This window comes from Thermomonas sp. (assembly GCF_020850895.1).
GTDB lineage: Bacteria > Pseudomonadota > Gammaproteobacteria > Xanthomonadales > Xanthomonadaceae > Thermomonas.
This window is the reverse complement of sequence record NZ_JADZDS010000047.1, coordinates 1-11,958: the sequence shown is the minus strand read 5'-3', so window position 1 is coordinate 11,958 and position 11,958 is coordinate 1. Positions and strand designations below refer to the sequence as shown.

10 protein-coding genes are annotated in these 11,958 nt (G+C 66.5%); 5 read left to right on the top strand and 5 right to left on the bottom strand.

What is annotated here, in order from left to right:
- Positions 1 to 84 precede the first annotated feature (84 nt).
- Together IT472_RS04510 and grxC are read right to left on the bottom strand one after the other, a co-directional pair.
- A complete protein-coding gene (locus IT472_RS04510; RefSeq protein ID WP_297179031.1) occupies positions 85 to 480 on the bottom strand; it encodes a carboxymuconolactone decarboxylase family protein in 396 nt (131 codons plus the stop codon).
- A gap of 6 nt (positions 481 to 486) precedes the next feature.
- Positions 487 to 762: a glutaredoxin 3 gene (gene grxC / locus IT472_RS04505; protein ID WP_297179028.1), complete on the bottom strand. Its 276-nt coding sequence runs from the start codon at positions 760 to 762 to the stop codon at positions 487 to 489.
- 112 nt (positions 763 to 874) lie between these two features.
- Here grxC and IT472_RS04500 point away from each other — a divergent pair, with 112 nt between their 5' ends.
- The 5 genes from IT472_RS04500 to ppx all read left to right on the top strand — a co-directional run bounded on the left by IT472_RS04500 (position 875) and on the right by ppx (position 8,365).
- Complete coding sequence (locus IT472_RS04500; RefSeq protein WP_297179025.1) at positions 875 to 2,497, top strand: M48 family metalloprotease; 1,623 nt, start codon at positions 875 to 877, stop codon at positions 2,495 to 2,497.
- A gap of 198 nt (positions 2,498 to 2,695) precedes the next feature.
- On the top strand, positions 2,696 to 3,397 hold the full coding sequence (gene phoB / locus IT472_RS04495) for a phosphate regulon transcriptional regulator PhoB (protein WP_297179021.1): 702 nt from the start codon (positions 2,696 to 2,698) through the stop codon (positions 3,395 to 3,397).
- A gap of 47 nt (positions 3,398 to 3,444) precedes the next feature.
- Positions 3,445 to 4,779: a phosphate regulon sensor histidine kinase PhoR gene (phoR, locus tag IT472_RS04490; RefSeq protein WP_297179018.1), complete on the top strand. Its 1,335-nt coding sequence runs from the start codon at positions 3,445 to 3,447 to the stop codon at positions 4,777 to 4,779.
- Positions 4,776 to 6,851: a polyphosphate kinase 1 gene (gene ppk1 / locus IT472_RS04485; protein ID WP_297179015.1), complete on the top strand. Its 2,076-nt coding sequence runs from the start codon at positions 4,776 to 4,778 to the stop codon at positions 6,849 to 6,851. The genes phoR and ppk1 overlap by 4 nt, the downstream gene beginning before the upstream one ends.
- Positions 6,848 to 8,365: an exopolyphosphatase gene (gene ppx, locus IT472_RS04480; protein WP_297179012.1), complete on the top strand. Its 1,518-nt coding sequence runs from the start codon at positions 6,848 to 6,850 to the stop codon at positions 8,363 to 8,365. Before ppk1 ends, ppx begins: the two co-directional genes overlap by 4 nt.
- Before the next feature lie 75 nt (positions 8,366 to 8,440).
- Here ppx and IT472_RS04475 read toward each other — a convergent pair whose 3' ends face one another.
- From IT472_RS04475 to IT472_RS04465, 3 genes are all read right to left on the bottom strand, one after another.
- Complete coding sequence (locus IT472_RS04475) at positions 8,441 to 10,039, bottom strand: M20/M25/M40 family metallo-hydrolase (RefSeq protein WP_297179009.1); 1,599 nt, start codon at positions 10,037 to 10,039, stop codon at positions 8,441 to 8,443.
- 188 nt (positions 10,040 to 10,227) lie between these two features.
- On the bottom strand, positions 10,228 to 11,598 hold the full coding sequence (gene creD / locus IT472_RS04470; protein ID WP_297179006.1) for a cell envelope integrity protein CreD: 1,371 nt from the start codon (positions 11,596 to 11,598) through the stop codon (positions 10,228 to 10,230).
- A gap of 88 nt (positions 11,599 to 11,686) precedes the next feature.
- A partial coding sequence (locus tag IT472_RS04465) for an ATP-binding protein (protein ID WP_297179003.1) occupies positions 11,687 to 11,958 on the bottom strand: 272 nt, incomplete at its 5' end.

Sequence of the window (11,958 nt, the reverse complement as noted above, 5' to 3'; positions counted from 1 at the left end):
GTCAGGCGTGGCGCCGGGATGAGGTTTCGCGGCGTGCATTATCGCAGATGCGGCGAGCCTGCTTTGCAGGCAGCGATGTGCCATTCAGCCGTGGTCGTGCGCACCCGGGGTGGCCGCGTCGCCGGTTTCCAACCGATCAAGGAAATCAACCGCACGCCGCAAGTGCGGGATGACGATCGAACCGCCGACCACCAAGCCGATCGAGAAGGCCTCGAACATCTCGGCGCGATTCACCCCGGCATCGCGACACTGGGCCACGTGGTAGCTGATGCAATCGTCGCAGCGCAGCACCATCGAGGCCACCAGTCCGCACAGCTCCTTGGTCTTCACGTCCAGCGCGCCGGCTTGGTAGGTCTGCGTGTCCAGCGAGAAGAAGCGCCGCACCACCTGGTTCGGCTCGTCGAGGATGCGCTGGTTCATGCGCTGGCGAAATTCGGTGAATTGCTTCACCCGGTCGTCATGTTCGTCCATCGCGGTCATCCTTGATTACGCCTGTCCATCCAAAAGCGCGTCCAGCTTGCCCGCCCGGTGCAGGGCCATCATGTCGTCGTAACCACCGACATGGACATCGCCGATGAAGATCTGCGGCACGCTGGTGCGGCGGGTCAGGGCGACCATCTTCTCGCGTTCGGCAAGGTCGGTGTCGATGCGGATTTCGGCCCAGGTCTTGCCTTTGCTCTTGAGGAAATTCTTGGCCATCACGCAATATGGGCATTGTGCGGTGCTGTAGATGGTGATGGTGGGCGGTGACGCGTTGCTCATGGCGGCCTGACGGTAGGATCGGGACACCGCCAGTATCGGGGCAGCGGCGTGAATTTCCAGTCACTCAAGCCCCGTTCACCCGCAATGAACGCAATGGCGGCATCCTGTCGGGATGAAGCCCCGATCGTCGACCCTTGCGCTGGCCCTGTTCCTGACCGTGGGCATCGGTGCCGCCTCAGCCCAGGACAGCCGCCTGCCCGACATGGGGTCATCCGCTGGAAGCCTGCTGTCGCCAACCCAGCAATCGCAATACGGCGCCATGGTGCTGGCCCAGTTGCGACACGGCGGTTATGTACTGGATGACCCACTCCTGGACGACTGGCTGGACGATGTTGGCCAGCGCCTGGCAATTGCAAGTGCCAAGCCGCAGCAGCGCTTCACTTTTTTCCTGCTGCGCGTGCGGGAGATCAACGCCTTCGCCACTCTGGGCGGCTACGTCGGGATGAACGCCGGGCTGGTGCTGGCGGCCGACAGCGAGGCCGAGGTGGCGGGCGTGCTGGCCCACGAGATTTCGCACGTGACCCAGGAGCACGTGCTGCGGGGGGCGGAAAAAGCCCAGCGTGACAGCATTCCGATCCTGCTGGCGACCTTGGGCGCCGTCATCGCCGCGCAACGGTCCGGAGCCAGCAGCAGCAGCGGAGACGCCACCTCGGCAGCGGTCATGACCGGTCTGGGTCTTCTCCAGCAGCGGCAAATCAGCTACACCCGCGACAACGAAGCAGAAGCCGACCGCATCGGCATCCGCACCTTGGCGCACGCCGGCTACAACCCGACGGCGATGGCCGATTTCTTCCAGACACTGCAAAACTACGTGCAGATGAACCAAGGAGATGTCCGTGCCGAACTTCCGGAATACCTTCAGACTCATCCGCTGACCCTGTCCCGGATCAGCGAAGCGCGCGAGCGTGCTGCGAAGCTCGAATCGCAGCCATCCACATTCACCGGTCCCACCACCTCGCGCAATCCGCTGTTGCCGCCTGGCCTGCGAATCGACACCGGGGCACAGCCGGCAACCCGCGGCGACGGCGATCATTTCGGCTACGCCCGCGAACGCTTGCGCGTGCTCAGCGCCAGCACCGCGGCCCAAGCAATTCGCGAATACCGGCAAATGCAGGCCAGCAAGCCGTTGGACGATGCCAGTCGCTACGGCCTTGCCTTCGCCCACCTGCAGGCTGGCCAGGCCACCCAAGCACTGCAGGAGCTGCAGCCCCTGCTGCAAGCCCATCCGGACAGTCTGTGGCTGCAGGTCACCGCCGGGCAGGCCGAATCTGCCAGCGGCCGGACCGCCGACGCCGACCGTCGTTTCGAGGCCCTGCTGGCACGCATGCCCACCCGGACCGCGGTTGCGTTGAGCTATGCCAGAGTCCTGACCGATCGCGGGACGGCTGCGGCAGGCACGCGCGCGGTCGCGGTGCTGCGACCGCTGTTGTCCGCCAACGCAGACAATCCGCTCCTCCAGCAAACCTACGCACGCGCCAACGAAATCGCAGGCGATCCAGTGCGTGCCGGCGAAGCGTGGGCGGAAGCCGCCTTCCTTGGCGGACGCCCGGAACAGGCACTCGTCCAGCTCAACAACCTGAAAAAACGCCCAGACCTCGACTATTACGCACGCAGCAGGATCGACGCCCGCATCGCCACGATCACGCCCATCGTGCTGGAACTGCGCCGGCAGGGCATCCGTGACGAGGAGGTCAATGGCGGCCAGCTTGGCTTCGGCATCGGGCGCGACCACTGATACCGTCACCAAGGCAACGCTGATTTAGTCGGCGTTGCCTGCCGACCATGGATGGTCGGCCGCGGATCCATCACCGAAGTGATGGATCCGCGTGAGCTGCGTCCGGGCACGCACCGGACGCAGCGTGTGCTGACAAGTCCAGGAGGGACTTGTTCAGCATTGCCCTAAACTGTCACCAAACCGTCGTGTAATGGCGACATGCAAAAGCACATCCTGGTCGTCGAAGACGAGCCCGCCATCCGCGACATGCTGGCCTTTGCGCTGCGCAAGGGTGATTTCGCGCCGCTGCTTGCCGGCGATGCCCGCGAAGCCCAGGTGCGCATCGCCGAACGCATCCCCGACCTGATCCTGCTGGACTGGATGCTGCCCGGCGGCAGCGGACTGGAACTGGCGCGGCGCTGGCGCCGCGATGCGCTGACCCGCGACATCCCGATCATCATGCTGACCGCACGCGGCGAGGAAAACGACCGCGTCAGCGGGCTGGAAGCGGGCGTGGATGATTACGTGGTCAAACCGTTTTCCACCCGCGAGTTGCTGGCGCGCATCCGCGCGGTGCTGCGGCGCTCGCGCGACGATGACACCGATGGCAGCGTGAAAATCGGCGCATTGACCATCGACGGCGCGGCGCACCGGGTGTTCGTGGAGGTCGAAGGCACGCCGCAGCCGATCCCGATGGGCCCCACGGAATACCGCCTGCTGCACTACTTCATGACCCATGCCGACCGGGTGCAGACCCGGGCGCAATTGCTCGACCAGGTCTGGGGTGGCAGCGTGTACGTGGAGGAGCGCACGGTCGACGTGCACATCCGCCGCTTGCGCAAGACGCTGGAGCCGCATGGCCTCGATGCCATGGTGCAGACCGTGCGCGGCGCAGGTTATCGGTTCTCCGAAGCGACGTGAGCGGACGCGGCAGGCCGGATCGCACCGCCTTGCAATAGACTCCCGCGATGCCCTCGTCCATCCACACGGCCTGGCTCCGCACCCTCGCCCAGCTTGCGCTGGTGCTGGCGGTGGGGCTGGGGATGGGTTTTGCCATCGGCCGGCCATGGCCAGGCCTGGCACTGGCCTCACTCGCCGTGGTCGGATTCCACTACTGGCGGTTGCAACGCGTCCTGCAACGCTTGGCGGCACGCCAGCGGCTGCTGCCCGGCGACAGCTCCGGCGCATGGAACCAACTGGACACCCTGCTGTACCGCAGCCAGACCGAAATGCGCACCCGCAAGCGCCGGCTGCTCGCCATGTTGCGCGCCTATCGCGCCGTCGCCACTGCCCTGCCCGATGCGGTGGTGCTGGTCGAACGCAACAGCCAGCGCATCCTGTGGTTCAACGAAGCCGCAACGCCCCTGCTCGGCCTGCACTACCCGCGCCACCACGACGTCCCGATCGCCAGCGCGCTGCCCTCCTTGCCGATGGCGCACTGGCTGGCCGCCGGCCGCAATGCCGAGCCGATGGAAGACGTCGCATCGCCGGTGGATCCGCAGCGTCGCTTGAGCCTGCGCCTGCTGCCCTACTCGGAAGACCTGTGGCTGCTGCTGGCGCGTGATGTCAGCCGGCTGTTGCGGCTGGAACACATGCGGCGGGATTTCGTCGCCAATGTCTCGCACGAATTGCGCACGCCGCTGACCGTCATCCATGGCTATCTGGAGATGCTGGATGCCGATGACAATCCGGAGTGGGCCACCCTGCTGGCGGAAATGCGCCAGCAGTCGCAGCGGATGACCCGGCTGGTCGAAGACCTGCTCACCCTGTCGCGGCTGGATGCACGCGACGAATTGCCCGATGAGCGCGTGGCCATGCAGCCGATGCTCGCCAGTCTCGTGCGTGAAGCCGAGGCGCTCAGCGGCGGCCGCCACCGCATCGTCGTGGAGGATTCCGCGGACATCGACCTGCGCGGCTCCAGCCGTGACCTGCACAGTGCATTTTCCAACCTGCTCAGCAATGCGGTGCGCTATTCACCGGACGGTGGCGAGATTCGCCTACAGTGTTCCCGCGACGCCGATGGCGGCGCCAGCCTGGCGGTGCGCGACACCGGCGTCGGCATCCCGCCCGAACACTTGCCACGCCTGACCGAACGCTTCTACCGCGTCTCCACCAGTCGTTCCCGCGACACCGGCGGTACCGGGCTGGGCCTTGCGATCGTCAAGCACGTGCTCGGCCTGCACGATGCCACGCTCGAGATCGAAAGCACGCTGGGCGCGGGCAGCCGCTTCCGCTGCCGATTCCCGCGTGCACGCATCCTGCCACGCGACGCCGCCGCGCCCGTCACAATAGCCCCGCCATGACCGAGACCCACGCCATCACACTGGACGATCCAACCCTGTACGCCAACCGCGAACTGGGGCAGATCGATTTCAACCTGCGCGTGCTCGAACAGGCCCGCGACGAACGGCTGCCGCTGCTGGAACGCCTACGCTACCTGTGCATTTCCTGCACCAATCTCGACGAATTCTTCGAGATCCGCTGCGGCGGCGTGCGCCAGGCCGCCGAATTGGGCCGGCCCGCGGGTATCGACGGCATCCCGCCGGCGCAACTCCTTGAACGCATCCATGCCGGTGCCGCCGCGTTGGTCGATGGCCAGTACCGCTGCTTCTACGAAGCGCTCAAGCCGGCGTTGGCCGCGCAGGAGATCCACCTGCTGGAAAGCCACGAATGGACCCCGCAGCAACGTGACTGGCTGCGCACGTACTTCCACGCCGAGATCATGCCGGTGCTGTCGCCGCTGGCGCTGGACCCGGCACATCCGTTCCCGAAGATCCTCAACAAGTCGCTGAACGTCGTCGTCGTGGTCGAAGGTCGCGACGCCTTCGGCCGCGAAGGCCACCTGGCCATCGTGCGTGCCCCGCGCTCGTTGCCGCGGATCATCCGGCTGCCCGAGCTCGACGCGGGTGACGCCGCGCGCCATCAGTTCGTGTTCCTGAGCACAGTGCTTTCGACCTTTGCGCAGGCACTGTTCCCGGGCATGTGCGTGCGTGGCGCGCACCAATTCCGGGTCACCCGCAATTCCGAACTCATCGTCGATGAGGACGATGTCGACAACCTCGCACTGGCGCTGCGCGACGAACTGGCCGGACGCGGCTATCTGCGTGCTGTGCGGCTGGAAATCGACGCCGGTTGCCCGGACGACGTGGTTGATCAACTGCTGGCGAATTTCGAATTGCCGGGCAGCGCCCTCTATCGCATCCACGGCCCGGTCAATCTCAATCGCGCCGCGCAGCTCTACCGCATGGTGGATCGCCCCGATCTCAAGTTCCCGCCGTTCCAGCCGCGCATCCCGGCCGGAAATGACGCGATGTTCGAACGCCTGCGCACGGGTGATCTGCTGTTGCATCACCCAGGCGACAGCTTCGCCCCGGTGCTGGAGCTGGTGCGCCAGGCCGCCGACGACCCGGACGTCCTGGCCATCAAGCAAACCCTGTATCGCACCACCCGCGATTCACCGATCGTCGACCATCTGGTCCGCGCCGCGCGCAACGGCAAGGACGTCACCGTGGTGGTGGAACTGCGCGCGCGCTTCGACGAGGAAGCCAACCTGCAGTTGGCCGACCGCCTGCAGGACGCCGGTGTGCAGGTCGTCTACGGCGTGGTCGGGCACAAGGCCCACGCCAAGATGCTGCTGATCGTCCGCCGTGAAGCGGATGGCCTGCACCGCTACGTCCACCTGTCGACCGGCAACTACCACAACGACACCGCGCGCGCCTACACCGATTTCGGGCTGATGACCGCCAACCCCGAGATCGGCAACGACGTCCACCTGATCTTCCAGCAACTGTCCGGACTGGCCGCGCCGCTGCAACTGTCACGTTTGCTGGAATCGCCGTTCACCCTGCACCGCGGCGTGCTCGAGCGCATCCAACGTGAAAGCGAGCACGCACGCCATGGCCGCGACGCACGGATCATCGCCAAGATGAACGCGATCAACGAGCCCAGGGTCGTTCGCGCACTCTATGCGGCCTCGCAGGAAGGCGTCCGAGTCGACCTGATCGTGCGCGGCGCCTGCACGCTGCGCCCAGGCATTCCCGGTGTTTCCGAAACCATCCGTGTACGTTCGATCGTCGGACGATTCCTCGAACACCACCGGATCTGGTGGTTCGGCAACGATGGCCAGCCCGATCTGTACTGCTCCTCGGCGGACTGGCTGGAGCGCAATCTGCTGCGGCGGGTCGAAATCGCCTTCCCCATCCTTGACCCGATGCTGGCCCAGCGCGTGTTGCAGGAAGGCCTGCTCGACTACCTTGCCGACAACCACGACGCTTGGCTGTTGCAGCCCGATGGCCGATACGTCCGGTCACGACCCGGCGACGGCGAGGCGGTGTTCTCCGCCCAACGCGCGCGGTTGGAGGCTGTCAGCCGATGAGCCTGCCGCCCGATGCCCCGCACGATGGCGATCTGCTGGCCGCCATCGACCTCGGCTCCAACAGCTTCCACATGGTGGTGGCGCAGCGCGTGCTCGGCCAGTTGCGCGTCGTCGATCGCCTGCGCGAGACCGTGCGCCTGGCCGAAGGCCTGGATCGCAACGGTCGCCTGGCACCGGAGGTGCAGGCGCGCGCCATCGACTGCCTCGCCCGCTTCGGCCAACGCATCGCCGAGTTGCCGCCGCGCCACATCCGTGCAGTCGCCACCCACGCGGTGCGCCAATTGCGCAGCCCGGAAACCTTCCTGATCCCTGCCGAACGCGCGCTGGGACACGCCATCGACGTCATCTCCGGCCGCGAGGAAGCACGCCTGATCTACCTCGGCGTCGCCCACGAGCAGCCACCACGGCGCGGACAGAAACGCCTGGTGATCGATATCGGCGGCGGCTCCACCGAATGCATCATCGGCAGCGGCATGCAGCCACTGGAACGCGAAAGCCTGCAAGTGGGTTGCATCGCGAGTACGCGCCGCTTCTTCCCGGATGGCCGGCTCAGCGCGCGGCGCTGGCAGGCAGCGCAGACCGAGATCGCGGCCGAGTTCCAGCAGTTCGCGGCCACCTATCGCAACCTCGGCTGGAGCGAGGCGATCGGTTCCTCCGGCACCAACAAGGCGATCGGTGAAATCTGCGCGAAGCTGCGCCTGAGCAAGGGAGCGGTCACCGCCGCCGCGCTGCCGGTGGTGCGCGAGCGCCTGCTGGCCTGCGGCCACATCGATGCGATCGACTTGCCCGGCCTCTCCGACGACCGCCGGCCGATCATCGCCGGCGGCGTGTTGATCCTCGAAGCCGCGTTCAATGCGCTGGGCCTGCAGCGCATGCAGGTCAGCGCGGCCGCCCTGCGCGAAGGCGTGCTGCATGACCTGCTCGGCCGTGGCGGCGAGGATGATCCCCGCCTGTCCTCGGTGGCCGCGCTGATGCAGCGTTACGGCGCGGATCTGGCGCAAGCCAGGCGGGTGGAAGCCACCGCACTGCGGCTGTTCGATCAGGTCGCGAGCGAGTGGCAGCTGGACGCGGACGCACGCCGGCTGCTGGCCTGGGCCGCGCGCCTGCACGAACTTGGCCTCGCCATCGCGCATAGCGGCTACCACCGCCACGGCGCCTACCTGCTGCAGAACTCGGACATCGCCGGGTTCTCGCAGCAGGGCCAGAATTATCTCGCCGCACTGGTGCGCTGCCATCGCCGCAGCGTGCCGCGCACCGCCTTCGAAATGATCCCGGATCGCCTGTTGGCGCATGCCCGGCACAGCGCCGCCTTGTTGCGCCTCGCGGCACTGCTGCATCGCGCGCGTGGCGATGCCATGCCGCCCGGCCTGCAATTGCGTGCGGACGGCGAGACGCTCACCCTGCGCGTGGATGCATCGTGGCTGCAATCGCACCCGCTGCTGCGCGCCGACCTCGACACCGAGTGCGAGGACATGCCGGGCCTGGGCGTGCACCTGAACCTGTTGGTCGACTGATCATCGATCGACACAACACGAAGGGCCGACGCAAGCGCCGGCCCTTCGCAGATCCCGCATCACCACACCCGCGCGTCAGTTCGCCGTCTGCGGCTTGCGCGGCATCCGCTGCGGTCGCATCGCGGTGTTGTAGGCAAATGCGGCAACGATCGCAGCGGCCTGCTTCAGGTCGTCCTCGACGGCATGGTCCAAGGTGTCCAGGTCGCTATGGTGGGTATGGGTGAAATAGTCCAGAGGATCCTGCACGAACTGGAACCCTGGGACGCCCACCGCGTCGAAACTGGCGTGATCGGTGCTTCCGGTGTTGCGCTGAGTGACGATGGTGGCACCGAGGTCATGCCACGGGCGCAGCCACTCCTCGAAGATCGGCGCAGCGGCCAGGTTTTCCTGGGCGTAGATGCCACGGATCCTTCCGCTGCCATTGTCGAGGTTGTAATAGGCCGAAATCCGCTCGAACTCCGGCCCCGGGACTGGCTTGCCCTTGTTCTGGCGGAAGAACGCCGGGACTGCCCTCTGCTCGGGGTCGGTCGGTTCAGGGAAATGGGCGACATGCCGTGCCACGTAGTCCTGCGAGCCGATCAGGCCCTGCTCCTCGCCCGTCCACAGGGCGACCCGGATGGTACGGTTGGGGCGGGCGCCGATCGCCTTGAGGATGCGCATCGCCTCCATCATCACCGCCACCCCCGCGCCGTTGTCATTGGCGCCGGAACCGGCATGCCAGGAATCCATGTGCGCGCCCAGCATCACGATCTCGTTGCGCTGCGGACCAGTGCCGGGGATTTCGGCAATCGTGTTGTAACCCGGCTGGTTGGCGGTATCGGTGAACTGCGCATCCACCCGCACCCGCAGGCGCACCGGGACTTCGTCCTTGATGGCACGCAACACGGTATTGTAGTGTTCGGCCGACATCACCAGCGCCGGCACGCCCACCGATTCGCCAGCCTTGCGCGAACCGCCCCCCATCACGCGCACGATGCCATCGTTCCAACTGCTGATCGACACCGTGGCCAGCACGCCTTCGTCGATCAGGAACTGGTTGAGCAACGGCGCCAGTTCCATGCGGGAACGAAACCGTGCAGCCATCGCCGGATCGAAGTCCCGGCCCTTGGGCATCGGGAAATTCAGCATGTCGTCAAGTTCGGAATCGGAATAGCGCAGGAAATCAGATTTTTCGCTGGGCTTGTAGGCGCGGGCATCGTCGACGAACACGATCTTGCCGCGCAATTGGCCCTTCCAGCGCTTCAGGTCATCCTTCGATTCCAGCTTGACGACGATCGCATCCCCCTCGACGGTGCCGTTGGTTCCCGGCGTCCACGCCTTCGGCAGTGCATGCAGCGGCATCGCGCGCGGCGTGAGCATCTCGACTTGCGAATGGGTAAACACCCAACCACGACCGAGATCGTCCACCGCCTCATCGTGGACATTCGAGAGCCCCCACTCACCGAACTTCTGCCGGGTCCAGCGGTTGGCCTCGGCCATCGCCGGCGAATTGGTCAGTCGCGGCCCGATCGCGTCAGTCAGGTGGCGCAGGGTGGCCATGACCTGCGAATGGTGCAGCGCCTCGGCGCGGATGCGCGCGGTCATGTCCAGGTCGACGCGCTCTTGCGCCGACGCGTTGTGCAGGCTCGCCACGCCCGCCGTCAGCAGCGCGGCCGTCCACAGCAGATGTTTCATCGAAATCCCCGGTTCATTGGTCCTTTGGCGATTCTAGCGACGCCATCGGCTCGGCGACTGGGCCATCGGTCATGCCCGCGGTGACGGGCGCTTGCGCAACCCGTCACCCTGGCCGTCCGCGAATTTCCGGTTCGCGGCCGACCCCTGGACTCGGCGGCGGGTGCCTGGGCGGCCCGCCGCCCGCACCCTCAGCGAATTTCCGGTTCGCGTTGGGCGGCCTGGTACCAATCCACCTTGCGGGTGGCGAGCATGATCGCGGCAAGGATCGCGAACAGCAGGCCGGAGCCCAGCACCAGCGCGTTGTCCTCCGACAACAGCAGGCCGTACAGCACGCCATACAAGGTGCCGAGCATGGCCGCAAACCCCAGCCCGCGCAGCCAGCCGCGCAGCACCGCCGACAGGTAGACACCGATCAGGCCCACGCAGGCGACCGAGGCCACCAGATAGGACAGGCCGAAATCGATGTGCTCGCTCAGGCTGACCAGCAACAGGAAGAAGATGGCGATCGCCATCCCCACCAGCAGGTACTGGATCGGATGCACGCGCACCTGCTTGATCAGCTCGAACATGAAGAAGCCGATGAAGGTCAGCAGCACGAACAGCAGGCCGTACTTGGTCGCACGATCCGCCTGCATATAGGGATTGACCGGATCCAGCAGGGACACGCTGACCGCATCCCCCGGCGGCGTCCCCGCCGGCGCGCCATCGGAGGCATCACGCGCGCCATCAAAGAAATCGCCACCCGAAGACAAGGTGGGTGCCTGCAGATAGCGCCGCTGCGCATTGGTCGCCACCGAGGCGATCTGCCAGCGCGCGCGGAAGCCTGCACCGCCCACGTCCTGCTGCGGCGACTTGCCGTCGAACTTCGGGTGCGGCCAGGTCGAGTGCAGCCGCAGGTCATTTTGGGTGCCCAGCGGCAGCATCGCGAAGGTCTCGGTCCCGCGCAGTTGCAGGTCGGCGCGCACGTCGAGGCGCAGGGGCTGCCCCGCCGCAGGGACCGCAAGCCGCACATGCACGCCAGAGCCATCGGCATGCCCCAGCCCCTGCACCACCGTGGCCACCGCGCCATTGATGCGGATCCGCGGCGCACCGCGCAGGCCACCGACATCGGCGATGCCCAAGCTCAGCCACGGCTGGCCGATGGTGCGCTGCACGCCGTCGGCAGGCTCCGGGATCGCCGCGTCGAAGCGCGCCTGTGCGTTGCCCTCCCATTCGTACACGCGCACCTGATGCAAGCCGCGGCGGCGCGTGTCCGGCTTGAGCACGCCATCCACCGCAAGAGTCTCCGGGAAGAAGGTCCACTGCCCATGCTTGCGCCGCACGATCTGGCGCACACGGCCATCGTCCTCATTGCTGGTTTCCGTCACCCGCTCCTCGTACGGCACCACCAGCACCGGCCCGGCCAGAACCTGGCGGCCACCAAAGCTGGCGGCGATGTCGCGCACCGCCGTTTCCCGGTATTGCTGCCGATCCTGGATGACCCCACGCACCATCTGCAGCGGGATCAGGATCGCCAATGTGAGCACCACTGCCATCACCGCCTTGACCGTCAACCGCATCGCTCCGCTCCATCGTGAAGATGGACGCAGCATGGGCTCGCCGTTGGGCGCCACGATGGTGCGCGGATGAAGTGAGCGTGAAGTGCCGCTATGCCGGTGGCAGTGGAAGCTCGACGGTGGCGATCGCGCCACCGCCCTCGCGGTTGGCTAGCCGCACCTGGCCCGCATGCAGCTTGACGATTTCGGCCACGAAGTTCAGCCCCAACCCGCTGCTGCGCACGCCGCCGTCCGGACGCGGCAGCGAATAGAAACGCTCGAACGCGCGCTCCAGCGCATAGTCCGGCAGGCCGGGCCCGCGATCGGCGACCTCGATGCGGATGCGCGTGGCATCGCATCCGATCCGCAGTTCCACCACGCCCT

Excerpts from the sequence above, each read along its gene's own strand:
- ppx (WP_297179012.1), top strand. The coding sequence starts at position 6,848 with ATGAGCCTGCCGCCCGATGCCCCGCACGATGGCGATCTGCTGGCCGCC.
- phoB (WP_297179021.1), top strand. The coding sequence starts at position 2,696 with ATGCAAAAGCACATCCTGGTCGTCGAAGACGAGCCCGCCATCCGCGAC.
- IT472_RS04510 (WP_297179031.1), bottom strand. The coding sequence starts at position 480 with ATGACCGCGATGGACGAACATGACGACCGGGTGAAGCAATTCACCGAA.
- IT472_RS04475 (WP_297179009.1), bottom strand. The coding sequence starts at position 10,039 with ATGAAACATCTGCTGTGGACGGCCGCGCTGCTGACGGCGGGCGTGGCG.
- creD (WP_297179006.1), bottom strand. The coding sequence starts at position 11,598 with ATGCGGTTGACGGTCAAGGCGGTGATGGCAGTGGTGCTCACATTGGCG.
- phoR (WP_297179018.1), top strand. The coding sequence starts at position 3,445 with ATGCCCTCGTCCATCCACACGGCCTGGCTCCGCACCCTCGCCCAGCTT.
- IT472_RS04500 (WP_297179025.1), top strand. The coding sequence starts at position 875 with ATGAAGCCCCGATCGTCGACCCTTGCGCTGGCCCTGTTCCTGACCGTG.
- ppk1 (WP_297179015.1), top strand. The coding sequence starts at position 4,776 with ATGACCGAGACCCACGCCATCACACTGGACGATCCAACCCTGTACGCC.
- grxC (WP_297179028.1), bottom strand. The coding sequence starts at position 762 with ATGAGCAACGCGTCACCGCCCACCATCACCATCTACAGCACCGCACAA.